Annotated in this window: 23 protein-coding genes and 1 pseudogene; 6 read left to right on the forward strand and 18 right to left on the reverse strand. The window is 36.0% G+C overall.

The window, feature by feature from the left end; genetic code table 11:
• Positions 1 to 121: 121 nt before the first annotated feature.
• From EKM79_RS09960 to EKM79_RS09980, 5 genes are all read right to left on the reverse strand, one after another.
• Positions 122 to 1,510 (reverse strand): MFS transporter, encoded by a 1,389-nt coding sequence (locus tag EKM79_RS09960; protein ID WP_246005668.1) that lies wholly within the window; start codon positions 1,508 to 1,510, stop codon positions 122 to 124.
• A gap of 46 nt (positions 1,511 to 1,556) precedes the next feature.
• Entirely contained in the window at positions 1,557 to 2,471 is a 915-nt protein-coding gene (locus EKM79_RS09965; RefSeq protein WP_125568362.1) for a sugar phosphate isomerase/epimerase family protein, read from the reverse strand.
• A gap of 132 nt (positions 2,472 to 2,603) precedes the next feature.
• A complete protein-coding gene (locus tag EKM79_RS09970) occupies positions 2,604 to 3,413 on the reverse strand; it encodes a pyrroline-5-carboxylate reductase family protein (protein WP_125568364.1) in 810 nt (269 codons plus the stop codon).
• Between the two features lie 21 nt (positions 3,414 to 3,434).
• Positions 3,435 to 4,226, reverse strand: coding sequence for a glycyl-radical enzyme activating protein (locus EKM79_RS09975; protein ID WP_125568366.1), 792 nt, complete (start codon positions 4,224 to 4,226; stop codon positions 3,435 to 3,437).
• Positions 4,227 to 4,281: 55 nt separating this feature from the next.
• Positions 4,282 to 6,663 (reverse strand): glycyl radical protein, encoded by a 2,382-nt coding sequence (locus tag EKM79_RS09980; protein ID WP_125568368.1) that lies wholly within the window; start codon positions 6,661 to 6,663, stop codon positions 4,282 to 4,284.
• Positions 6,664 to 7,025: 362 nt separating this feature from the next.
• On the opposite strand from EKM79_RS09980, the gene EKM79_RS09985 reads away from it, so the two are divergent.
• Positions 7,026 to 7,931: a LysR family transcriptional regulator gene (locus EKM79_RS09985; protein WP_125568370.1), complete on the forward strand. Its 906-nt coding sequence runs from the start codon at positions 7,026 to 7,028 to the stop codon at positions 7,929 to 7,931.
• A gap of 83 nt (positions 7,932 to 8,014) precedes the next feature.
• Here EKM79_RS09985 and EKM79_RS09990 read toward each other — a convergent pair whose 3' ends face one another.
• On the reverse strand, positions 8,015 to 9,940 hold the full coding sequence (locus EKM79_RS09990; RefSeq protein WP_125568372.1) for an oxidoreductase: 1,926 nt from the start codon (positions 9,938 to 9,940) through the stop codon (positions 8,015 to 8,017).
• Between the two features lie 118 nt (positions 9,941 to 10,058).
• On the opposite strand from EKM79_RS09990, the pseudogene EKM79_RS12500 reads away from it, so the two are divergent.
• Positions 10,059 to 10,172, forward strand: a pseudogene (locus EKM79_RS12500) (aldehyde reductase); the annotation flags it as partial.
• 5 nt (positions 10,173 to 10,177) lie between these two features.
• Here EKM79_RS12500 and EKM79_RS10000 read toward each other — a convergent pair.
• From EKM79_RS10000 to EKM79_RS10015, 4 genes are all read right to left on the reverse strand, one after another.
• Positions 10,178 to 10,417 carry a hypothetical protein gene (locus tag EKM79_RS10000; RefSeq protein ID WP_125568374.1) on the reverse strand — a complete coding sequence of 80 codons (240 nt, stop codon included), beginning with the start codon at positions 10,415 to 10,417 and terminating at the stop codon, positions 10,178 to 10,180.
• Between the two features lie 20 nt (positions 10,418 to 10,437).
• Positions 10,438 to 11,919, reverse strand: coding sequence for a glycoside-pentoside-hexuronide (GPH):cation symporter (locus EKM79_RS10005; RefSeq protein WP_125568376.1), 1,482 nt, complete (start codon positions 11,917 to 11,919; stop codon positions 10,438 to 10,440).
• Positions 11,920 to 11,944: 25 nt separating this feature from the next.
• Positions 11,945 to 13,504 (reverse strand): FGGY-family carbohydrate kinase, encoded by a 1,560-nt coding sequence (locus tag EKM79_RS10010; RefSeq protein WP_125568378.1) that lies wholly within the window; start codon positions 13,502 to 13,504, stop codon positions 11,945 to 11,947.
• 63 nt (positions 13,505 to 13,567) lie between these two features.
• Positions 13,568 to 14,344 carry an SDR family oxidoreductase gene (locus EKM79_RS10015; RefSeq protein WP_125568380.1) on the reverse strand — a complete coding sequence of 259 codons (777 nt, stop codon included), beginning with the start codon at positions 14,342 to 14,344 and terminating at the stop codon, positions 13,568 to 13,570.
• A gap of 216 nt (positions 14,345 to 14,560) precedes the next feature.
• On the opposite strand from EKM79_RS10015, the gene EKM79_RS10020 reads away from it, so the two are divergent.
• Positions 14,561 to 15,688 (forward strand): ROK family transcriptional regulator, encoded by a 1,128-nt coding sequence (locus EKM79_RS10020; RefSeq protein WP_164506062.1) that lies wholly within the window; start codon positions 14,561 to 14,563, stop codon positions 15,686 to 15,688.
• A 72-nt stretch (positions 15,689 to 15,760) separates the two neighbouring features.
• On the opposite strand, the gene EKM79_RS10025 is transcribed toward EKM79_RS10020, so the two are convergent.
• Positions 15,761 to 16,777 carry a Gfo/Idh/MocA family protein gene (locus EKM79_RS10025; protein ID WP_125568384.1) on the reverse strand — a complete coding sequence of 339 codons (1,017 nt, stop codon included), beginning with the start codon at positions 16,775 to 16,777 and terminating at the stop codon, positions 15,761 to 15,763.
• Between the two features lie 16 nt (positions 16,778 to 16,793).
• Positions 16,794 to 17,660 carry a GRP family sugar transporter gene (locus EKM79_RS10030; RefSeq protein WP_125568386.1) on the reverse strand — a complete coding sequence of 289 codons (867 nt, stop codon included), beginning with the start codon at positions 17,658 to 17,660 and terminating at the stop codon, positions 16,794 to 16,796.
• A 174-nt stretch (positions 17,661 to 17,834) separates the two neighbouring features.
• Between EKM79_RS10030 and EKM79_RS10035 the strand changes: the two genes are divergently transcribed.
• Entirely contained in the window at positions 17,835 to 18,689 is an 855-nt protein-coding gene (locus EKM79_RS10035; protein WP_125568388.1) for an AraC family transcriptional regulator, read from the forward strand.
• A gap of 48 nt (positions 18,690 to 18,737) precedes the next feature.
• Here EKM79_RS10035 and iolG read toward each other — a convergent pair whose 3' ends face one another.
• The gene (gene iolG / locus EKM79_RS10040; protein ID WP_211331287.1) at positions 18,738 to 19,745 is read right to left on the reverse strand and encodes an inositol 2-dehydrogenase; all 1,008 of its coding nucleotides are present in this window, start codon (positions 19,743 to 19,745) and stop codon (positions 18,738 to 18,740) included.
• A gap of 146 nt (positions 19,746 to 19,891) precedes the next feature.
• Here iolG and EKM79_RS10045 point away from each other — a divergent pair, with 146 nt between their 5' ends.
• Positions 19,892 to 20,470: an NAD(P)H-dependent oxidoreductase gene (locus tag EKM79_RS10045; protein ID WP_125568392.1), complete on the forward strand. Its 579-nt coding sequence runs from the start codon at positions 19,892 to 19,894 to the stop codon at positions 20,468 to 20,470.
• On the opposite strand, the gene EKM79_RS10050 is transcribed toward EKM79_RS10045, so the two are convergent.
• Positions 20,467 to 21,144 (reverse strand): type 1 glutamine amidotransferase domain-containing protein, encoded by a 678-nt coding sequence (locus tag EKM79_RS10050; RefSeq protein ID WP_125568405.1) that lies wholly within the window; start codon positions 21,142 to 21,144, stop codon positions 20,467 to 20,469. The two genes, EKM79_RS10045 and EKM79_RS10050, sit on opposite strands and share 4 nt — an antisense overlap.
• On the reverse strand, positions 21,141 to 21,479 hold the full coding sequence (locus tag EKM79_RS10055; protein ID WP_125568395.1) for an ArsR/SmtB family transcription factor: 339 nt from the start codon (positions 21,477 to 21,479) through the stop codon (positions 21,141 to 21,143). Before EKM79_RS10055 ends, EKM79_RS10050 begins: the two co-directional genes overlap by 4 nt.
• A 166-nt stretch (positions 21,480 to 21,645) precedes the next feature.
• Between EKM79_RS10055 and EKM79_RS10060 the strand changes: the two genes are divergently transcribed.
• Positions 21,646 to 22,656 (forward strand): NADP-dependent oxidoreductase, encoded by a 1,011-nt coding sequence (locus tag EKM79_RS10060; RefSeq protein WP_125568397.1) that lies wholly within the window; start codon positions 21,646 to 21,648, stop codon positions 22,654 to 22,656.
• Positions 22,657 to 22,673: 17 nt separating this feature from the next.
• On the opposite strand, the gene EKM79_RS10065 is transcribed toward EKM79_RS10060, so the two are convergent.
• The 3 genes from EKM79_RS10065 to EKM79_RS10075 form a co-directional block, all read right to left on the reverse strand.
• Positions 22,674 to 23,408 (reverse strand): sulfite exporter TauE/SafE family protein, encoded by a 735-nt coding sequence (locus tag EKM79_RS10065; protein ID WP_125568399.1) that lies wholly within the window; start codon positions 23,406 to 23,408, stop codon positions 22,674 to 22,676.
• A 19-nt stretch (positions 23,409 to 23,427) separates the two neighbouring features.
• The gene (rlmH, locus tag EKM79_RS10070; RefSeq protein WP_125568401.1) at positions 23,428 to 23,907 is read right to left on the reverse strand and encodes a 23S rRNA (pseudouridine(1915)-N(3))-methyltransferase RlmH; all 480 of its coding nucleotides are present in this window, start codon (positions 23,905 to 23,907) and stop codon (positions 23,428 to 23,430) included.
• A gap of 380 nt (positions 23,908 to 24,287) precedes the next feature.
• The gene (locus tag EKM79_RS10075; protein ID WP_125568403.1) at positions 24,288 to 25,646 is read right to left on the reverse strand and encodes a S1C family serine protease; all 1,359 of its coding nucleotides are present in this window, start codon (positions 25,644 to 25,646) and stop codon (positions 24,288 to 24,290) included.
• Between the last annotated feature and the right edge of the window lie 287 nt (positions 25,647 to 25,933).

The raw sequence follows: 25,933 nt of genomic DNA on the forward strand, positions 1-25,933 counted from the left end.
GGCATAAAAAAATCCACACCATTTCTAGTGTGGAAATTGCTCTAAGATGTCTCACCAATACTATTTGACATAGAGCCCTAAAAATGCGAGCTGAATTTAATCGGCTCGCATTTTTTATTAATCAAATTTTATCGTCTGAGATATCAAGACTACTAGTTAAAACAGATTTAACATTTTTAACTTTTGTATTTTGGACCTTAGCATTTTTGGCTTTCATAAACTTAGGGGAGGTTTCTGGTGCCCAAATTTGACAAACAATGCCTCCAACTAACAAGAAGATCAAACAAACTAACAAAGAAGCATAAACACCAAAACTACTTGTGATAATTGGAAGAAGGAATGTTCCCAATGCAGCACCCACACGACTAATTGCAATGACTGCACCGACTCCTGAACCTCTTAAACGCGTATCAAACAATTCTGATGGATAAGGATTTTCCAAGATAACGGACGCGGACATAACGACCGCAAATATTGAAAAAATAACCATCATAATCGAAGCTGGGGCAGATCTCCATATAATCAATGCACCTAGGGCTGCTGCTGCGGCATAGAAAGTGGATACAATGAAAAATCTTCTAGAAATATATTTGAATAAAATAACACCTATAATAGCTCCAACGATTTGAAATCCATTATACAAAATACCTGACACACTAGGATTTCCAATATTCATATTTTTTAATAACAATGGTAAGAAAATTCCGATTCCAAAAAATGGGAAGACTTGGCAGGCATAAAAGATACCACCTACTACTACATTACGAAATACTCCAGGACTAAATAACTCACTCCAAGAAGCTGGCTTATCATGTTTCACATCTTCTGATTCGTCTACTATGGTGTACTCATCACCTAGTTCATGATGGATCAAACTAATTGCTTCTTCTTTTCGACCAACTGAGGCCAACCAACTAGGAGATTCCGGAATATTTATGACTAAACGAGAAACAGCCGTAATCAAACCTGGAATGGCGGAAGAGATTATAATCCAGCGCCAAGTATTATCTCCAAGGCCAGTGATAACAATACCTGCTATATAAGATGCCACAAAACCACTCATCCAAAAAATAATTATGTAACTTTGGAACCGTGATCCATGCTTCTTTGGAAACCATTCAATCAACAAAGCATTACCTATTGTGTAATCAATGGCAATGGAAATACCGATTCCAACTCTTATGGCAAATAATATAATCACATTCGACACAAAAAACTGTGCTAGTGAAAGAACTGTGAAAAGAATCATATGACTAATGAATAATGGTCGACGACCAATTTTATCAGCGATATTACCTACTATTAAACTTCCAAACAAACCAATTAGGGTACCTGCTCCTAAAAGTCCCACCCAAAAACTGGATAAATTCAAAGGATCAGTTGCTTGAGTTAAAGCAGTACCTGCGATTCCTAGGGCATACCCACACGCGACTTGTCCAAGCACTATACATAAGAAGATGCGCTTATGAAATGAGGACAACGGTGCTTCTGTGTAGCTTTTTTCATTCACTATCGTTTCCTCCTTTGTTGATAACTAAAGGTGCATCGAATATGTTTTAACGATTCTTTAGTCCAACATGCAGAGTATTACGAAGATAATCAATACTATCAGTACATGCCTTCATTTCTTTTTTCTGTGCTTCTTCCATAGTGTCATCACCGATCTCAGACTCTACTTCAAATGTTATACGTTTTACATTAGATTTCTCACGTAATGTACGCATTACTTTTGTCTCATCGATATCACCTTGTCCAATAGGAGAACCTATAGAATGAAGTCCATCAGGGTCTACCTTTAATTTGAGATCACATAAATGAACACAGTTAGCATAAGGAGCCATCTTGTTGATACATACTTCAGGTCCTTCCAATACATTCATAGAATTCATCGTATCTATACATGCACCTACATTAGGATTATTTAATTTATCTACTAACCAAATAACTTCATCGGCGTATAGGTCACAATGATTTTCTAGCGACATTGTTAGTCCCAGTTCCTCTAATAAAGGAAGATTCTCTTTAAATTCATCATAGCGTTTGCTCAATTGTTTCATCACATCAGGATCAAAACAAGTACCATAGATTGGATGTGGACGGTCAATATCCAAACTAAATTTAACTAAGTCGGCTCCCATGGCCTTAGCATTCAACAGTGCATCTTTAACTGTCGAATTAACACGTGGGTCACAAGGTGCATTAAAGGAAACGTTGTATTCTAGATATAAGCCATGATCTTCAGCTGCTTTTTTAACTTTAGCTAGATTGTCCGGATCCAATGAAACTAGATCGACGTTAGTGATATGCAAACCATCTAGTCCCCATTTTACGGCGTAATCCATAAGTTGGAATATATCAATACTTTGTTCAAAAGCGTGGTCTTCAGTAAAACCCCAACTTTCTCCTAAACCATGTAAATGTAAGGTGTAACTGTGCATTCCTAGTTGAATGGGTCTATCGTAATTACTCATGTTTTTTTCTCCTTTTTTATCTGTAATTGTTATATTGATTTGATATTATATGCCCTGCTAAATAACCATTTTCCATTCGTTTAATTACTCAACTCCTTTATCTTTTCATCATTTACGAATATATATTCGAAGCTAAGCTCGTTGATGACCTAGTTCTTTACATCTTTCTACTGAAACATTTACAAACTCTCTATAAAGGTCATCAAATCCCAAAGATTCTATCTTCTCTAAAGCTGTAACTGTGGCTCCACCAGGTAAACGTAATGCCGTTTCAAGATCCTTTAGACTTAGATCAGAATTAAGAATCATTTCTCCGCTACCCTTCATGGTTTGCGCAAATAATTTGACTGCCGTATCTGAATCTAGACCTAACTTTTTAGCTTCTTCAACCATTAGATTTGCAATGTGATAGAAGAGACCAGGTGCGGATCCATTAAAAGGTAACACTTCTGCCATCATACCGTCTGGAACTTCTTCAACAAGTCCGCATAAGCTCAAAATTTCTGTTGCTTTTTTGACATCTTCATCACTACAATTTACGCTGCGAGAAACAGCAAAGGCTCCTTCTCCAACCTGCGAACTCATATTTGGCATACAAATGACAACTTTACTATCTTTTCCAAGGTGTTCTTTGTACCAGTCTTGTTCAACTCCGGTCACAACCGTTAATAGCAACTGACCTGGTCTATAACTAGCTGCTAATTCATCGATAACTAATCCCGCCACCTTAGGAGTCACACCTAAAACAAGTACGTCCGAGTTGTCTATCAAATCACCCATCTTATCAAAGGTGACATACCCTCTTTTGGCATAAGAATTCCTAAGTTCCTCGTTTATATCATAAATACCAATTTCACTAGGGTCATATGCTGAATTTAATTCAGCTCCTTTGTGCATTGCTTGAATAATATTTCCTGCTGCAATAAAACCATAACGTAACATTAAGATGCCTCCTCTGGGCAATTAAATTATTGTTTTAACATATTTATTTGTTATGCTTTGACACCACTGCATATGCTGGTCTGATGGAGTTTTCATGTCCTTTAATTCATAATCTATACCAAGCTTACGATAAGTATCAGTACCATAACGATGATATGGAAGTAGTTGTAAGTGATGTACTCTTGGTAACTTCTCAAGGAATTGACCAAGTTCTTCCAAATCCTCTTCAGAATCATTAACACCGGGAATCAATGGACGACGAATAATTAACTTGAAGTTAGGTAAATCAAGATTACCAGCCTTTTTAATATTATTTAAGATGATCTCATTTCTAACACCAGTGAATTCTCTATGTTTTGAACTATCCATTAATTTCAAGTCAACGAATGCTGTATTTAAACAAGATATAATTGGTTCAATTCTCTTCCAACTACTATAAAATGACGTTTCGACAGCTGTATTAATACCTTCTTTGCAAGCCTCTTTAACTAATGCCGCTACAAATTCCGGTTGAAATAACATCTCTCCGCCAGAAACAGTCATGCCGCCGCCTGAATGAAAGTAAAAGGGAATATCTTTTCGAACCTCTTCCATTACTTCTTCAACGGTCATAACACTTCCATAAGTAATCTTCCCATCTTTGGTAGTTTCAATATTTGAATGCATACCTTCAGGGGTAGAACACCACTTACATCGTAAAGGACAACCTTTCATAAAGACTACTGTTCTTAGACCATCTCCATCATAAATTGAACTTTTTTCAATTCTTAAGACGGTGCCAGTTAAATCTCTCCCTTCATACTCGTGATCCATATTAAACGACCCCTTCCAAATCATCACTAATGTATTAGTGATTTTAAATCTTCAATTAATTGAATTGATCAATTTCAGTTCGTTGAATAATATCATCTTGAATATCTTTTCCTAGTTCTACAAAAAAGGCAGTGTATCCAGCAACTCTAACTAATAAGTCACGATGGTCTTTTGGATGAATTTGTGCATCTTCCAAGATTTCACGATTAACAATATTGTATTGGGTATGATAAATACCCAAAGTACACTGTGTTTTGAGCATTACCATCATGTTATTTAATCCTTGATCACCTTCAAGCATCTTTGGATCAAGTTTTAAGTTCATTTGTGTACCTTGAGTAAATCGTGCATGTGGTAAGTTGCTGACAGATTTCAACAAAGCAGTAGCTCCCTTAACATCAGTTCCACCAGTAGCTCCAATACCATCTGCAAGAGGTAACCATGCTTTACGACCTGATGGTAAAGCACCAACACTTTTACCGATAGGTACATTACCAGATACTGGTAACATTCCTGCTGTTAAATGACCGAATGGTGAATCATATGTTTCAATTTGATCAACTAAGTAAGTGTAAATTTTGCTTGCAAATGTATCTACGTATGAATCATCATTTCCATACTTAGGAGCTGACATACACAAATCTTGTACCTTATCGTAGCCATCAAAGTTATGATCTAATGCCTCACATAATTCTGACATTGTTAGCTTTTGTTCATCAAAGACTAATGACTTAACGGCCGCAACTGAGTTAATGATATCGGCTTGACCAATAATGTTGATACCATTACCAACATTAAACGTTGCACCACCGTTAGCATAATCTTTACCGGTAACCATACAGTTCGGATAAGTTAGTGATAATGCAGCTACAGGACGATATTTCTCACTCAAGTAATCTAGATAAGAGTTCATCGTAGCCATGGTATGAACAAAGTAATCGATTTGTTTCTTAACAGCGGTCATAAAATCATCAAAGGTTTTGAATGTTCTAGGATCACCCGTTTGGATAGAGACTACTTCTCCTGTTTTACGACTTCTTCCGTTATTCATAACCATATCAATGACACCACCCATACTGATTTCACCGATATCGGTATAGGATTTCAGACGACCTTCAAGATTGGTTTCAACACAACCACATGGCGTCCAGTCCCAAGCTTGAGATAACGGAACACCTTTATTTAATAGCATCTTGATTCCTTCATCGTCATCATAAACTGCTGGCATCGTACGACCCATTCGAATACATTCTGCTGCTTTTCTTAAGAACGAATCTGGATTTTTGGCTATATTATAACGAACCGTCATATTTGGTTCCTTCAAGGCTGCATCCATAGTTGCTTGTATTGTCATGTAAGACAAATCATTAACGGCGTCTCCACCATTTTTGTCGATACCACCTGCCGTTACTTGAACTGTCATATTGTAACCAGCTGAGAAGGCGGCACTTTCTCCATCTTGGAACAATCCCATTTCCGCAATTTTTATCCAGAAGCAATCGAGTAATTCTTGCGCTTCGTCCTTAGTCATCCGACCTTCTTCAATATCTTTGTTGTAATAGTCGATAAGATATTGATCCATACGGCCCAAATTATATGAAGAAGCATTTTGTTCCATAAATAGACAATACTCGTAAGTCAACATGCTCTGCAAAGCTTCATAATAATTACGTGGAGGATTTTCTGGTACACGACGATTAATCTCAGCTATTCTGAGCAGTTCAGCCTTTCGATTTTCATCAGTTTCTTCTTGAGCCATTTGTTCAGCCAAGTCAGCATGACGATTAGCCAGAGCGATAATTCCTTCTGCAGTAATGATGAGTGATTTATAAAAAGTAATTTTCTTAAGAACATCTTCTCCATCAGCATCATCTAACTCCGCTAACTTTTGCTCGGCTTCTTTTTTGATACCACCAATACCTTTTTTCAGAAGTGTTCTCCAGCCAGGTGTGTTTTCACCATAGCCACGAACGAACTTCTTATCTACGTACAACATTCCACCATCTCGCATGGTTCTTACATCATCTGGCATCATGGCATCCCAACGATCTAAAACACATTTTCCTCGCCAATATGGAGCAACTTCTTCCATGAAGAGTTTTTTATTCTCTTCTGATAAATAAAAAGGATCATACTTACGTGTACTAATTGTATCCAACTCTTTTTCAATAACTGAACAGGCAGAATCTGGATTCAAAATACCAGCACGTGGCTTAAATGCGACTCCACCTACGAGAAGTTCATTATCTTGAATATATATTGGTTTCTTCTCATAAACATTCTTCATTGCTGTTGCTTTTTGAATTTGCCAAGGTTGTCCTTCTGTTGCCTTAAAAGCTTCAGTAACATAATAAGAATCCAAAATATCCATCTCTACACGATGAGACAAATAATTGTCTCTTAATGCATTAATTCGATTCATATATCCTTCTGACATAGCACATTCTCCTTTTTTCGTGGATTACTTTTTATTATCATTCTTGTCATCCATTTTGATTGAGGCGATGATTTCTTGCTTCACCGAAATTGTAGCATCGTTCACAATCTAGTGTAAAATAGTGTTTTTGTATAGTGCTATACAGATATTAAATGGCTTGTTTTACTATTATTGATTGTTTTTGTGGCGTATTGGGAATAAAATAATACTAATTAGACTTTGTGATATAATTATATAAAAGGGCTTACAGAAAAATATTTTTATTGTGTGTTTCAATAATATTATCGTTTAACTTTTTACTAAAAATAGAATGTAAATTTTTAAAATGACGTTAAAAATCATTTTATTACGAGGTGGTCTCTATGGATCTAAAACAAATTAAATATTTCTTTTCTGTAGCTGAACTAGGTAATATTACCAAGGCAGCTGATCTTCTTTACACATCTCAACCTACAGTTAGCCGACAGATTTTAATTCTAGAAAGAGAACTAGGCTACTCTTTGTTTGATCGGGATAGCAAACCACTTGAGCTGACCAAAGCAGGTAAGATATTTTATGATGGCATGAAAGAGGCGGTATCTAGAATCGACGATACTGTGGATATTGCTAAGAACGTTGCGGAAGAAAATAACAATTCCCTTTCCATTGCTTTTCAATCAGGGTATTATTCCGAATATTTTCTACTTCCAATTTTAGATTGCTTTCGTAAAGTTTATCCTAATATTAAAATTAGATACGATAAACTCATGTCTATAGAAATGATGAACGGATTAAAAAACGAAAGTATCGATATTTGTATTGGTCGTGCCTTCAAACATTGGATAGAAGCGGGATTTGATGTTCAAGAACTCAAAAAAATAGATACACAAATCGTAATGTCTGATAGACATAGACTAGCTGATAAGGAATCACTTGATTACGATGACTTAGAAGGTGAAACCTTTTATTTAACCTCACCAAATGGTCATCAGATCAACGAGGTCTTTAAAGATCGTTATTCCCTGTCTCATGTAAAACAAGTTCAAGTTCCAAACTCTGAAATTGCCTACTTTAAGGTATTAGCCTATAATGGGCTCACTTTGTCGGACCCAGATGATCCGTCATGGGTTAATAGTTCGCATTATCACTCAATTTCCATCTTATCATTTTATACAGATTCTTGTGTTTGTGTGACTACCCCAACTAATTTGAACCCTTCAATAAAGTTATTTAAAGACTTCTTTGCGACCTTCATGACTAATACTCGTTTAACCCTTAATCCCTCATAGTTTAAACGCACCAATCCCAGTATCAGATAATATAGAACCTAAAAATGCGAGCTGAATTTAATCAGCTCGCATTTTTCAATTATTTAGGCATAATAACCCGCTTTAAATCCGGATGTAGAAGCCTCAAGTGCATTGGTCGGTTCAACTACATCACCAACTGCCACTACATTACTGAGTTCTGCTTGTAGTGCTGTCAATAGTTCATTATCAGCATGATATCCCATTGCCAATACAATTTGATCTGCCGAAATCACTTCTTCGACTCCTCGATGATCAACAATAACTTCGTTATCACGAAATTCTTTGACTTTCGCATGTGTAACGACTGTTACTTCATGGTCACGGAAGAACCTCTTAGTTGGCACCGTCCTTAATAATCCGGCATCAATATCATCTGTCATTTCTAATATCGTTATATGACCACGTTCAGCGTCAGCCAAGTACATCGCCGTTTCGGTTCCGACTTCACCACCGCCGACCACGACAATTTCGCCTTCAATTGGTTCTTTGCCTAACAGAACATCATTAGCAAAGTGAATATTTTCAGCATCGATTCCTTTTAAGTTCGGCTTATTAGGATCGCCACCCGTGGCAACAATTATCTTGTCAGCACCAAATGCTCTAACGTTATCAACGTTAGCCGACTGATTCAAAACAACGTTAATATTCAAAGCCGTCATTTGATGCTTTAAGAATACCAAGTAGTTAGCATATTCTCCTTTAGCTGGTGGATAAATGGCCGAAATAAATTCTCCACCTAATTCACTTGCCTGTTCCCATAATGTAACGCTATGTCCCCGTCTCGTTGCAGCAATCGCAGCTTCCATCCCAGCAGGGCCACCACCGATTACCAAGACACTCTTAGGTGAAGTCACTTCATCAAAAGTGTATTCCGTTTCGTGCCCTAATTCTGGGTTCACTAAACAACGGACATGATTACCTTCTAGCAAACTACCTTCGCATCCCTGTAAACAGCGAATGCAATAATTGATATTTCCTAGCTGACCCCGAGCGGCTTTTCTTGGCATGTCTGGATCAGCCAATGAAGCGCGTGCCATACCAACGAAATCACAAGCATCCTGTTCCAAAACTGTTTCAGCCATTGCTGGATCATTAATTCCGTTTGCGACAATCGTTGGAATATTAACAAAATCATGCACGCGCTTAGCGTTTTCGACATTGTAACCCTTAGCCGTAAAAGTTGAAGAAATCAATTCTGGTGCATACGAAGTATACTCACCATTGCTTAAATTCAAACCATTAAATCCTAATTTTTCCAGATATTTTACAATCATCATTGTCTCTTGCATCTGTCGCCCATCGACAGTGTCTTCTGTTAATGAAACTCTCGCGGTTAGTGGGAAGTCGTCTCCAACTTCAGCACGCATCGCATGATAAATTTCTTCGACAATTCTAATACGATTCTCAAAACATCCGCCGTATTCATCAGTCCGGCGATTTTGACGAGTACTCAAAAAACCAGCTAACAAGTAGCCGTGTGCCAAATGTAATTCAATACCATCAAAACCTGATTTTTTCATCAAGCGTGCCGTATTGGCGAATTCGCCAACTAGTTCATGAATCTCAGGAACAGTCAGTTCATGGGGTATCTCACGATTAAAGGCATCGGGAATTTTCGCAGATGCAACTGGCCGTACACCTCCATTAACAGCTGAACTAGTCTGGCGCCCAGGGTGAAATACTTGAGCAAACATTTTGGCACCGTACATGTGAACAGTATCAGTTAATCTACGATTTGCCGGAACTTGCGAATCATCATATAGTCGAATGCAGTTCTTATACCCAACTCCATGTGGATTAACTCCATAATCTTCAGTAATTATTAAACCAAAACCACCCCGAGCTTTAGCTTCATGATATTTGATGAACGCTTCAGTAATGTTGCCATCCTCATCACAGAGATTAGTTACCATTGCTGGAACAACGAATCTATTCTTTATTTCACATTGATTGATCTTATATGGTGTAAATAATTTTTGAAAAAACATTCGAGTTCCCCCTACTTCAAATTGTCATAGTTACTCCCAATATAAGTTATAAAGTATGACCTTACAGTAAGGTCAACCCTATTTGTGAATTTTTTTACAAATTACTAACTAAAATAATAGCGAAACTAGCAACAAAAAAGCTGTCACAATGTTAGACTGGCATCCACGCTCTGCACGTGAGTCTATCATTGCCACAGCTCAATCCATGATTGATTTGGGTATTATTCATTAATATCTCTATCTAGCAATAGAAATCTTTTCCATAATTTCTTCAACTTTATTTTTCTTGGCTAAATCAAATTGTGTTTCTTCCAGATTATTAAAATCATTAGCCAAAAGGTATCCTTCTAGATACAGTACCAATTCTTTTTTCGCAAATTGCGTATTATTTTCATTATCTGATTTTGTATTGGCACCTACGATTGCAAGAGCAAATTCATTGGGGTCAATTTTTATTTTTTTATCGTTCTTAGGCATAATTTTCTCCTTTACAGAATTTAACTCTTAGGTGTAACCATTTCTGTGCCTGTCAAACTGGGCTCATCTAAATCAATATCATCAAATTTCTGATCTTTTTCTTTGACAGATAATTTTGTCTGCAACTCTTTTAGTACCACTTCATGTTTATCTTCAGACAATGTGACTTTCCAGAAGAATAAGATTGCTGATATTACTAGAAGAGCCATAGGGATATAGAACATATACATATTAAACTGATGCACACCTGCGGCAGTTATTTCACTTGGTTTGGCATTTCCTGTCATGCCAGCGACCACCGCCACAATACCAACTACACCGTTGGATGCTGCACCTGCTAATTTATCAATCAGTGGTCTAACAGATAATGTAACTGATTCATTTCGTGTACCACTACGTAGTTGACCATATTCAACACTGTCGGTAATTGCCATTAGTGTTGCCAAGAATATTGGTGGATATGGTGCAAATAAGAATGCTACTGCTAGTAATACTAATAAAAGATTCGAGCCAGCTAGTAAGAAAATTACATATCCGATCAACATTACGAATATACCACCGACATAAATTGCCTTTCTTTTTACCAAGATTTCCAGTGTTGGGAATAAGGCAACTGAAATTACACCGATGATACAAGTTATTACACCAACCCAAGTGTATGCCGCCGCATTTCCCAATCTGTAACGGAAGTAATACATTAACAACGAGTTAGTTACAACATAACTAAATGCAAACAGAAAATATGATAATGCTATCCAAAGCAATTGATCATTTTTGGCAATCACCTTGAAAACATCTGTGAATTTAGTATGTTGAACGTTACTTCTAATTAAATTGTGTTGTTCATTGGTATGCATAACCGTAAGGATTGCACCTCCGAAGCAAAGCAAGCCAACTATTACAGCGTAACCAAGCCAACCTTGTTGCGTCTGTGCACCATTTTTAGCACCTGAAAATATTTTTGAAAATAAGATTATTGCCGGAGTAATTATGATTATGACTCCCTGTGCTCCTAAAGTTGAGCCAAAGCGAGCTGCCGTACCAAATTTAGTCCGTTCAGTACTTTTAATACTCAATGCTGGAAGCATTGACCAAAAAGCAATATCACTAAATGAATAAAAAATATCCATAATTAAAAATGTGATTGAAAATAATACTAAATACAAAGTAGGCTGATTATATGTTAATCCAAAATAATCAGAAAATATCAGTACTAAGCCAATGGAACTAACGAGTGATCCAATAAGTATCCACGGTTTAAATTTACCCCATCTGGTTTGCGTATTATCGACCATACCACCAATTAATGGGTCAAACATGATTTCACCGACTCTTATTACAACCACCAAAGTCGTTATTGCACCAACCATCATGGCATTGTGCGCTTTATCCGCTGATACAAATAGCTGACTGGTTACGAACATCATAAAATAAATGCTTAAAGTGTTGTATAAAGCGTCATGTCCAAAAGCACCAACTGCGTAGGAAATATATTTTTTCACGCTTAAACCCTCCAATTGTTCATAACTATTCAGTTACTTGGTTATTTTCTGTTGACGATTTTTCTATTTCGGTCAATTCGTGCATGTCATCTTCCAAGTCACTGTATAACTTTCGATACATAGAATAATACTTGTTGTATAACTCGTGATTATGCATATTTGGTTCAACTTTTTCACCAAGCACTTGCCATTTTTTAACATCATCAATACTAAGTACCCCTGTACCAATTCCAGCCAACATAACATCACCAAGGTTGGCTTCAGCGTCATCAATTGGAGTTCTTACTGCATAGCCTGTTACATCAGCAAACATCTGAACCCAACGTGGAGAATGAGTTACACCACCGGCAATAACAATATAATCGCCTAAATCTCTACCAGTACTTTCGATACTATGTCTCAATGCATAACATACTGATTCTTGGAATGCGTGATACAGATGTGCCTTAGTGTGAACTAACGAAAGTCCAAAAATCGTTCCTTTAGCATCAGAATTCCAAATTGGAGCACGTTCACCCATGAAGTATGGCAATACGATCAGTCCTTCACTTCCAACAGGAATATCTTTTGATTCTTCATTTAAGGCCTCATAGGCATTCAAACCGCCATTTTTTTGATCAAATAATTCTTTATCGCCAATGTTATCTCTAAACCACTTGGTAATTGCTCCAGCTGTAGCTGATCCTGAGAAGTTATAAACAAGTTTTTTTGACCTGTATGGATATGGCCAGACAATTAACCCTTTACCTTTAATTGGAGTTTCACTTACTAATGCTGCATTCATCGAAGAACCAATTGCTGCAACATATCTACCTGGTTCAAAAACTCCCATTCCGATGTTAGCAGCTCCAACATCGACACCACATGGAACAACGGGAGTATTAGGCTCCAAGCCTAATTCATCTGCTATATCTTCAGTTAGACCACCAACTATAGTAGTAGAATCAACGATATTCTTAGGCATCTTATCCATTGGAATTCCCATGGCATCCATCATTTCTTTAGACCAGGAATTAGTATTAACATCATAGATCCCACCAATATTACCCGCTGCCGAGTAATCAATTGAAACAGCGCCTGTAAGTTTGTAAATGGCGTAATTGTTGGGAGGTAAAAACATTTTAGTCTTGTTCCAATTTTCAGGTTCATGGTTTTTTATCCACAAGATCTTTGTATATCCATAATATGGATCTACTACACCATTACCAGTAATTTCTGTTAGACGGTCATTATCAATATTTTCTTTGACCCATTCTGTTTCTTCTTGAGCTCTTCTATCCATCCAAATTAAGCAAGGGCGAACAGGTTCCATGTTTTCGTCAACCGGAATACCTGATCCGCCATACAATCCATCTAATCCGATTCCCTTGATGTCTTTTGGATCAACATTTGATTTTGCGACAACTTGTTTAATAGATTCTTTTACGCCATCGACCCAAACGCTTGGCCATTGTTCTGCCCAAAGTGGCTTTGGTGTCAAAACATCGTATTCCTCTAAATCTTGGGCAATTAAATTTCCCTTTTCATCCATCAGAATACTTTTTGTTCCGGAAGTTCCTATATCAGTTCCAATTAAATAGTTCATCTTTTTTTCCATCCTTTATTCGATATAAGAAAAGACGTATCCAGCAAGGATGCGTCTCGTTAACTACCAAGCTACAAATGCACCATCGACTAGATAGTCATCACCTGTTGAAAAGCTACTTGTATCACCAGCTAGATAAACTGCAATTCCTTGTAATTCATCCGGACGACCTAGACGGCCAAGTGGTGCCCAATCATTCCAAGTCTTGATCAATGGCTTCAAATCTTCAGAGTTCAATGTTAAATCAGTTCCCATGTAACCAGGACTAATTGTATTTACACGAACGCCTTTCTTTGCCCACTCAATTGCTAGCGACTTCGATAATTGGATGACCCCATTTTTAGTTGCATTATATGAACATTGAGGTTGTGGTCTATTAACGATATGAGCTGACATTGAAGCGGTATTTACGATTGAACCTTTTCCTTGCTTCAACATGTAACGTCCGGCTGCTTGTGAACATAAGAAAACTGAATTTAAGTTTAGATTTACAACTTTTAGCCAATCCTCATAAGACATATCTTCTGCAGGAATGTTCAAGCACATACCTGCGTTATTAAATGCTGCATCCAATCCACCAAGTTCAGATACAACTGTATCTACCATATTCTTTACATCATCTGGATTAGTAACATCTGTTTTAATAGCAATTGCTTTTTGACCAGTTGCTTTGGCAATTTCTGCGGCAGTTTCCTTAGCCTTTGCTTCATTGATATCAACAATTGCAACATCGGCTCCAGCTTCGGCTAAACCAGTTGCCATAGCTTTACCTAATCCTTGAGCTCCACCAGTAACGTAGGCTTTCTTACCTTTTAATGACATTCGTTCTAAAATTCCCATGAATAGTTCCTCCTAAAATATTGGCAATAATATCGCAAAACAATTTAATAAAGTTATTTTGTAAAATGATTTTATTTAATGCTTCTAAACCATAATTCAAAATTAAAGCGCTGTCAACATAAAAAGAAAACGATTTCATAATTTTACGTGTCAAATTGCTTTTCATCCCCTGCTGTGGTAGCGTTTTAACTAAATATTATTTTTATGAGGACAATTATGAGCGTCAATAATACAAATTCAGATATGATGTCAAAATATGCACGAATCTTCCATTTGATTTTTCAAAACGATAAGATTTCAAAACAAGATATTGCCGTTGAGTTGAACCTTAGTTTGCCCACAGTTACAAATAACTTAAAAAAAATGGAAGCAGCTGGCTGGATCACAGCTGACGACAAGTTCACTTCAACCGTTGGAAGAAAAGCCATCGCTTATTCGACCAATGATTTGGGGACAGTTTCTTTAGGATTAGCGATTTATAAACACCATGTAACAATTACCGCACTTAATCTTAAATCAGTCGAAATAGCTCACGATTCTGTAAAAATCAACTATTCAAATACTTCCGAGTACTACCATTCTGTGTGTGACTTCATCAATGACTTTATTAAAAAAAGTATTCCATCAACAAGTAACATCTTAGGAATCGGAATTGGCATTCAGGGATTAGTGTCTTCGGATAAACAGACAGTTTTATATGGGAAAATCTTTGATAACACTGGATTAACCACAGAGCAGTTTTCCAAACATTTAGATATTCCAGTTAATTTTTATCATGATGCTGATTGCGTTGCTGTTGCTGAACAATACGCACAAGTAGATCATCGAGATTCAACATATTTGTCTATCGGTGAACATGTTGGTACTGCAATAATCATCAATGATTCAATTTATTCTGGTGATAATGGCCGAAGCGGTACGATGGAACATATAACCTTGAATCCAGTTGATGGTAGGCAATGTTATTGTGGTAATCTTGGTTGTATTGAAACATACTGTTCATTGAGTTCGTTACTATCCGAAGATGAAACAATAGATGAATTCATTAAAAAACTTCACCAAGGTAATTCCAATATCGAAGCCAGATGGGATGATTACTTAAAGTACTTAGCAATGGCAATTAATGATTTACACATGTTTTTGGATAATCAACTAGTCATCGCTGGAGATTTAGCCAGATATATAACCGATTCAACTCTACAAGAATTAGACAATCGTATAAAAAAAATAACCGCCTTCCCAGAAGACAAGTCATATCTAAAACTAGGAAAAATTTTGAATCGATCTGTTGCTAAGGGTGCTGCCCTACCTGCACTTTCTCAATTAATTAATAGTTTTTCTTAAAAATTTAACCACAAGAAAACCCCTTAGTTTGGACACAAATCCAAACTAGGGGGTTTTTTAAAAGATTATTTTTTACTTGTAAAGATCTGGCATATCATCCAACTTAATTGGTACTAATGATTCATCTGCTTGACTCTTGATAGCACAATCAGCTGTAACGGCTGCAACATATCCATCCCATGAAGATGGTCCAGTTAACTCTTCTCCATCCGCAACTTCATTGATAAATGTTTGTAATTCGACTTGGTAAGCAGTAATAAATCTCTTAGTCCAATCCTCGTCGATCGTATGACTTATCTTACCTGACTTACGTACTTCAATAGTTGGCATATCAGGCAATTGTGCAATTCCTTTTTCACCAATTACTTGGCACATTACATCGTATCCATAAATAGAATTCTGTGTCAGATAAGTATTAACGATTGCTCCACTCTTCATATGCAATGTAGCAATTTGTGGGTCCTTTAATTTGGTTGCCGTATTCAAACTATTAGGTCTTGCATATTGAACTTGAACAGAAGTATAAGGTTCATTAAATAGCCAATGTGTAATATCAATTTCATGAATAAATGCATCATTGATCATATTTGGTGTTTCAAAGTAATTTGTTGCTGGTCTTGTTGTAAAGTGACGGTTATAACCCATTAATGGTTTACCAATTTCACCACTATCAATTTCGTCTTTCAATTGAATGTAAAATGGATCAAATCTGCGCATAAATCCTACTTGAACTAAACGTTTACCAGCCTTAAGTTCAGCGTCAACAACTTTTTTACAATCCGAAGCTACTGTTGCCAAAGGCTTCTCAACGAATACTGGTTTACCTGCTTCAATAGCCTTAATTACAGGATCCACGTGAGCATCATTTCTACTGCATACCATCAAAGCATCAACATTGAGATCATTTACTACTTCATCAATCGACTCATATACTTTAGCGTTCAATTCGAATTGTTGGTTAATTTGTTCTGCGGCATCTTTGTTTATATCATAAATAGCCGTTACTTCACCATTATTCAAAGCGCTAGTAAGATTTGAAACGTGTGTATGTGCAATTGCTCCACAACCAATTAATCCTAATTTAACCATTTTTATAATCTCCCTTTTATTGTTTTGTTATACCGATCATTACGGCACCGACAACTACTAATGCCAAACCTGATAATGTGAACTTCAACTCTTTACCCGTCTTGTGTTCATGTAAAATCCACAAACCACCTAATGTAGCCACGATTACATTCAATTGTGAGAATGTAAATCCAACAGCAACACCATTTATTTCGTTACTGAATAGAATGGCAATATTAGCAATTGCGAAAAATACACCAGTAAGCATGTTTTGCCATGTCTTACCATTGAACATATCTGATCTATTGTTCTTTTGTGAACCAACAATCAACATTGTCGTGATTAACATAGATGCTGCTTGTGGTACTAAGACATCCCAACCATTCAGATTGTATATTCTAGGGATTACCGCATAACCGATAAATCCAATAGAAGATATTGTTAGAAGTATCAATCCAAGTTTGATGTTACTTCCGGCACTAACTTTTCCGTCTGAATATGTAGTTAATGTAATACCAAAGATAATTACTACTAATGCCGCAATTCCGAGTACAAATTGCCATGTTGATTTCCATTCTTGAAAATACAGTGCTCCAATCAAAGTTGTTCCAAATAATTGTTCGCCTGTACTAATAGGCATAGCTGCTGTTACACCGACTAGGTCAAATGACTTAACTTGTAACAACTGACCTACACTCCAAAAAATACCGCAAAGAACTGATCCAATAATTAAATCAGATGTAAAATGTGCAGGATGTTTAAAAATTGCAACAATAATTGAAAAGACAAAAGTTGATAAAACCATACCCATTACTTTGTTAGTGAACTTTCCACCTATCTTCTGCATTACTATAGATTGAAAGCCCCAACCTAGAGCAGGTATCAAAGCTATCAAGTAACCCATAAAAGGCACCCCCTCGAATTAAATTAACTATTTTATTTATTACAACTACATTCTAATTAACGTAGTTTTACAAAACTTGTCGATAATTGTTTTTTTATATCTCAAAATAATCTAAAATTATATTTATGAAATCGGTGCTAATATCTGTTAAAAGACAAGAGAGAGGGTATCTTTATGAAACAGATTTTTATGCAAAACTACCCGAAATATAATAAGGATTTTCTCAATGAAGAAAAATATCATTTAGCATATATCGCCAAAATATCTGAAGAAGACAGTATTTATTCTCGTTGTATGCATAATCATAAGGACATCTTAGAAATATCGTTAATACTTGATGGGAGTGGTACTTACTTCGTTAATGGCGATTACTATCACATTAAAAAAAATGACATTTTCATTTGTGGTCAGCACGTACTACATCAAGAGGGACATACGCCACCGTCAATTTGCATAGGGTTGCAAGGATTACATATTCCGAAAAAAATACTACCGAGGCATTTCCTAATAACATCTTGTTTAGCAAACACCGAAGTTTTCAATTCGCTAAAAGAAATAGCTAATCTGGCCTATGAACTACTACGGAAAAAGGACATCCAGTCTGATCATCTTGCTAATCAAATAGTTTGTTCTGCGATTATTCCAGAAATAATTGATGCAATTGGCGACTTACCGATGGCTAACAAGTCCACAAAAAAAAATCCAATGATAGATAGTGCCAAAAGTTATATGGATCAAAATTATCGAAGTATCCCAAATGTGAAGACATTAGTCAAAGATACCAATATCTCACAATCATACTTAGATCACCAATTTAAAATTACATATAAGTGTTCACCCTTGATGTACTTGAACTATCGCAGAATTGGCGAGGCACAAACCTTATTGATCAACCGGCCCGGATTACCCATAACTCAAATAGCGTTTGAGGTCGGATTCAAAACTTTGAGTCATTTTAATCACTATTTCAAAGACTTATCTGGTATTCCTCCATTGAAATTCAGGCAGGAATATACTCATATTGAATGATCTAAGTATCGTAAAAGCCATATTGTCAGTGCGACAATATGGCTTTTTTTAATCAAAATTCAATTTAATAGGTTCATGCTTTTCTAGCGATTCTTTACATGCAAATGCTAACTGCACAGCCCTTAACCCATCTAACCCAGTAACCATAGGCTTTGTTCCGTTAACAATCGAATTGTAGAATTCTTTGAACTCATCAATATAAGCTTGGACATAACGATCAATGAAGAAATAAGGAATCTTATCTAAGTGTCCACCATCATTCAAATCTAACTCTACATTACTGTCTTTATCATTCTCAGTGAAAGCTTGTCCTTTTGAGCCAAAGACTTCAGCACGTTGATCATATCCATACACTGCTTGACGACTGTTATCAATCACACCTAATGCTCCATTAGCAAACTTCAAACTAACAATAGCAGTATCAATATCGCCTAACTTGCCAATTTCTGAATCTACAAGTACTGTGCCTTGAGCATAAACTTCTGTAACTTCACTATTACTCAAGTATCTGACCATATCTAAGTCATGAATCATCATGTCACTAAATAGCCCACCGGACACCTTAATATAATCATATGAAGGTGGTTCTGGATCACGAGAAGAAACTTTAATAATATGAGGACTACCAACTACATCATTAACGACATAATCGTGAATCTTTCGGAAATTATGGTCAAAACGACGATTGAATCCTATTTGTAATGTGACACCACAATCATCAATAATCTTTAATACTTTCTTTATTCTATCGATGTCAGTATCAATAGGTTTCTCACACATAATTTGCTTACCAGATTGTGCTGCAGCGGTAATGATCTCCGCATGAGTATCTGTTGAAGATGCTATGACTACTGCATCAATATCATCATTTAAAACATCTTGATAATTTTGATAGTAATTTTTAATACCATATTCTTGAGCTATCTCAGCCAATTTTGGATTAACGGGATCCGAAATTGATACAATTTCAAACATATCGCGTAGATTAGAAATATTCTTTATATGCATCTTTCCAATTCTACCAACACCTATTACGCCTATCTTAATTTTTTTCAAATTATTCATCCTCCAAACTAATGCTCAACTTGAGTTTAAGAGACGATTGTTTTTAATTCTTGTTCAAAATGGCTTTTTGACAAAACATAGTGTTTGTCTATTCGTCATATCATATACTGTACTAAACAGGAAAAGGAGAAACTATTTTGAAAACAATTATCTACACACATCCATACGATGAAAGCTTCAATCATGCTATTCTCAAAACTATGACTGATTACTTTGATAGGAATAATGAAGAATACCAAATCATTGATTTGTACCAAGATAGCTTCAATCCAACGTTGTCTCCAATCGAACTCAAAAAATTTAGTAGTGGTGAAATAACTGATCCATTAGTAACAAAATATCAAAAAATGATTTCTACCTCTGATGAATTAGTATTTATCTTTCCTATTTGGTGGCACAATCCACCTGCAATGCTCAAGGGATTCCTGGACAAAACTATGTTGGCAGGTTTTGCCTACAATGAAGCAAATGGTTGGAAGGGCCTTTTAACTTACATCAAAAAAGCCACTGTGATAACAACATCAACAGTGACTAAAGAATATCTTCAAAAAGAATCAGGAGATCCCATCCAAGGGGTCTTCATTAATCGTACTTTAGCTGATATGGGAATCGATCCTCATATCAATAATTGGATCCACTTCGGTAAAGTTAATATTACAACTGATGAAGCTAGACAAAAATTTTTAAAAGACTTACCTAATTTATATGATAACTAATCTAAATTCTTTACTAATAACTTAGCAACAGCTTTAGCAGAAAAAGGATTCTGACCTGTTATCAAATGTCCGTCTTGAATTGCATACTCACTATACGCACGTCGTTTCATAAATTTAGCCCCGCGGTTCTCTGCCGCAGATTGGTTAAAGAATGGAACGACTCTTTTTTTGCCTGCTAAAATTTCTTCAGACTTAGTAAAACCAGTAACCTTTTGATTAGCAATCAAGTACTCTCCATTGGATAACTTTATATTGAGTAAACCTGCGATTCCATGACAAACTGAAGTCACGAATCCACCATTTTCATAAATCCTTGCTGCAATACTCTGAAGTGGCTTGTTATTAGGAAAGTCCCACATAACTCCATGGCCGCCAGCATAATAAATTGCCGAGTAATCTTCTGGATTGATCTGTTCCGGAGCAAGTGATGCAGTCAAGGCTTGCTTCTGAAAATCATCCGTCTTATAAAAATTCATAATTTCAGCATCTACGTATTTCATACTACGTGGATCTAAAGGAACGAATCCTCCTTTTGGACTGACATAATCTATTTCATAGCCTGCTTGTTGCATTATAAGTGCAAATTCAGTGGCCTCTCCTAGCCACAATCCAGTGGGATCATTAGTCCCGCCATAATTAATTGTATTAGTCAAAACTATCAATATTTTTTTCATATTTCCCGATTGCATTTGATAACCTCCGCAGTATGATCCAAAAGTGCCCTTAGTTTATTTAACTCTGTATTCTTATGACTAAGATAATAAAAATTCTTAGTGCCTTCTCGACGATAATCTACAATACTTGCATCCTTCAAAATCTTCAAATGATGAGAAACAGCTGGGCGTGATAGTCCAGTAACGTCAATCAAGTCTGTCACTTGCAGACCTCTCAAAATAATCTTAGGCTCCATTAATGCAATAATAATGTTCTGTCGTTTTTGGTCACCCAGTGCTATTAGAAATCCACTTGAATTAGCGAATTCATGTTTTAACTTAGTTAATTCAGACATTTTATCTCCTAGACAGTTCATATTTCTAAACCATTATAAGCACGTAACACATAATAATCAAGTTAAAAAGTCTTATCTTAATCATTATCATCCGTTGACATTTTTAAACCATTGAATTATTATACATTCAATCGTTCAAAAATTTAAACAAAGAAAAGAGAATTACATGTCAAATACAATGCAAGTTGCCTTAATTAATCACTACAAACAAAAAGAATTGGACTTAAAAACAGTACCAATTCCTAAAATGCAGCCAAATGATATTTTAGTAAAAATAGTTGCGGCTAGTATAAATCCAATAGATTTGAAAATGATGAATGGAGATTTGAAACTATTGTTAAACTCCACTATGCCATTAATTTTAGGTAACGACTTTGTAGGAATTGTTGATAAGATTGGCGTCAACGTTACTAGGTTTAAAGTTGGAGATAAAGTTTACGGTCGTCCTGATAAGAATCGAATCGGAACATTTGCGGAATACATAGCCGTAAACGAAAATGACGTAGCTTTGAAGCCCAAAAACTTAAATTACAACGAAGCTGCCGCAATTCCATTGGTTGGATTAACTAGCTACCAAGCTCTGCATGATTTTATGCACATAAAACCAAACCAAAAAGTTCTAATCCAAGCTGGATCAGGTGGTGTGGGTACTATTGCTATTCAAATTGCCAAACAATTAGGGGCATACGTCGCAACCACTACCAGCCACAAAAATTTTGAACTGGTCAAATCCCTGGGTGCCGACAAAATAATTGATTATCATGAAGAAAGTTTATCTGAAGTATTGAATGATTACGATGCGGTCTTTGATACTATCGGTGGAAAAAGTCTCGAAGAATCATTCAAAATTGTTAAACCCGGTGGTCACATTGTTAGTGTCAGTGGAATACCTGACGTAGGATTTGCCAAAAACTACGGACTAGCCAAATGGAAACAAATTGTCCTTAAAATTGCTACTCATAAATTATCCAAATTAGAACAACAAACACAAGTAAAATATAATTTTCTATTTATGGAACCAAACGGATATGAGCTATCATTATTAACCCAGTTAATAGAAGATGAAAAACTTCATCCCATAATCGATCGAACATTTAAACTTGAGGACATAAATAAAGCCCTAGACTACTCTAGGGCTGGACATGCTAAAGGCAAAATAATTATTACGATGAACTAAATCATTGATACGATGAACTAAATCATTGATACGATCGATGAAGTTAAGTAATAAATTCCACTCATACCGATGAATGTATAAATGCACTTACTTACTAACGCTAAATTCATATGATTCAAAATTCTACTGGCTATAATCGTTCCTAAAGCTGCTCCGACAACTCCAATTAAAACAATAGGAATCTCATTAGCACCAATGATGCCATTAATAACTCTGAATGTTGAGGTATATGTCATATCTAGAACAAAGAACATCTGAACTGTTGCCATGTACTCTTCTTTGGTATTTGATAAAGATAAAAAGTATAACGCCATTAATGGACCACCTATTCCAAATAATCCACTAAAAAAGCCTGAAATCAAAACAAAGATTACTGCTACATATAATGGAAACTCTTTTTGACCGCCAGATTTCGAAAACAAAAAATATAACGATAAGATTATCAGCAATCCACCTAACAATGCACGCGAAATATGAACGTTCAATAAACCACCTAAGTGTATCGACAGGGATGCCACAACGGCATACAAAATAAACGGCCAAATTATCCGTTTAAATTTAATATAATGTCGATAATGAATTGCCATCATCACAACTGAAATAACCGGAATCATTCCAGCAACTCCGGCAGCCTTTGCCATTGGTAAAATACTTGGCAAAAAAACCATCAGGACAATAGCTGGACCGAATCCAGTAAGTCCTTGAACTAAACCAGCTAACATTCCGGGAATTAGTACGAATAACCACGACATACAAAAACTCCTTTACAATCTACTTATGATAAGTACGATGATTAATAATCATAAATGAACGATAGATCTGTTCGGTCATAACTAGGCGCATCAACTGATGAGGCAAGGTAAACTTACCAAAACAAATACTGAAATCAGCACGCTTAGTAACTTCAGGACTAACTCCTAGCGAACCACCGATAACAAATGTAATATCACTTGTACCATATGTGGATAACTCGTCCACTTTCTTAGCAAGTTCTTCAGATGTAAGTTCTTTGCCACGTAAATCTAATAAAATAACATATTCTTTATCCTTGATTTTGGATAAAATTCTTTCACCTTCGACTTCCTTAACGTGAGCATCCTCTGCTTCACTTAAGTTTTCGGGGGCTTTTTCATCCGGACATTCTACAATCTCGAACTTACAAAAAGCACTCAAACGTTTAGCATATTCAGCAATACCCGCCTTTAGATACTTTTCTTTTAATTTACCAACTGTAACTAATTTTATATTCATATCGATCTCCTTATATATATGATATATAGTTATTAACAATTCAAACAATTATAAAAAACGAATTTTATTTATAAACCACTTATGCACATAAATAAAAAAGTTTGTATACATCTGTGGAACATATCAAATACCTATTATACCAGTCATTACAGCATACTTCTACACTATGTATTTAACGTTATCAACAGGTAAAAAGACGATTGTGGATAACTTTTCGACAGTGTTTTTCCTAAAGTTTATACACTTATACACAAGTTATACACATCTGTGGAAAAGATGTTTTTATTCACCAGATAAAAACACGAAATATATATACGCTACGTACAATAATTGTTCAAAAAAAAGTGTGGAACTAGTATTATCTAGTTCCACACTTCATTTTATTCAGAAGTTTTTTTAGTTAAATGAACCTGAGCTGTCTTCAACTTACCGTTACGGTAATATTGAACGCTGACGGTGTCACCAATTGAATGCGAATACAAAGCACTATGTAGGTCAGCAACCGAACTTACTGTTTTGTTTCCCAACTTAACGATAACATCGTTCTTCTTCATACCTGCATTCTTAGCAACTGAACCAGCTGTTGTACTATAAATAACTACACCCTTAGTTATACCGTTTGGAAGTTTCAAACTTGATTGCGATTCATCAGTTATTTGATCGAGGTCAATAACTTTGATGCCCAAGGATGGACGTTCAACTTTTCCATTTTGGACTAATTGATTGATAATTTTAACAACTTCATTACTTGGAATGGCAAATCCCATACCTTCCACTGAGGTTCCATCAGTATTAGATGCCAACTTCATTGAATTAATACCAACGATCTGACCAGCCTCATTTACAAGGGGCCCACCAGAATTACCTGGGTTAATGGCTGCATCAGTCTGAAGAACCGTTGCTTCACCAGTAACTTGTCCTGTATTTTGATCTTGTGTTTCAACAGTTCTATTTGTGGCTGAAATGATACCTTGTGTAACTGTGGTTGCATATTGACTACCTAACGGTGAACCAATGGCAATTACAGGATCACCAGGTGAAACATTATCGGAATTGCCAAACGAAGCTGTAGCAGGCACTTTACTTGCGGCAATCTCAAGTACTGCAAGATCAGTTGTTGAATCACTACCTACTAGCTTAGCCGACAACTTTGTACCATCTTCAAGAATTACTTCTAGTGAATCTGAGCCTTCAACAACGTGATTATTGGTTACGATATAACCCTTGCCATTTTGTTTAGCATAGATTACTCCTGACCCTTCACTGTATTCTTGTAAATCCGATGAATTTGACGATGAATTATTATTATCAGACGAATTACCTTCGCCATTTTGTGAGTTATCCGAATTACTATCAGAGGAGCCGCTATCACTATCTCCGAATAAGTCTCCAAAAATGGAATTCAAACTCCCATCACTGGATTGTTGCTTTTGTTTCTGTAAATTAATAACAGAAACAACGGCTCCGTTCACTTGTTTGTATGCACTAGACATACTATTAGCAGTTTTAGCTTTAGTATTGCTTACTTGCGTAGTTCCAGCAGTACCAGCTGATGACGTATCGGCAACACCATTATTATTTCCAAAATAATTAAATCCAGCAAAAGCAATTCCAACACCAAGCATTGCTGAAATAAATGCGACAATACCGATCTTAACTAAAGAATTTCCTGATTTCACTTTAGAATCTCGCTTCTTTCCATTATTTATTCTAGAATCATTTTGATTATTATTATCCATTACGTAATCACTTCCCCACTCATCACTATACTTAATATAACCTTAAATTTTGAATAAATTATGAAGAATTTCTGTAAAAAAATAGAGGTTTTTTACGACCTCTATTATAGTATTTTTATAAAAGTTGCTAATTGAGAAAACTCGGCAATTCATTGCTGAGATGGATCAACGTCTTGAGCAATGAATTTCTTTCCTGTCGGTTTCCCGTTGTTAAATTTTGTTATTTGTGAATCTATGTATTGACTAACGATTTCTTTAGACACATTACCTAATGTACTCATAAAGTA

Source organism: Companilactobacillus insicii, assembly GCF_003946015.1.
Classification (GTDB): domain Bacteria; phylum Bacillota; class Bacilli; order Lactobacillales; family Lactobacillaceae; genus Companilactobacillus; species Companilactobacillus insicii.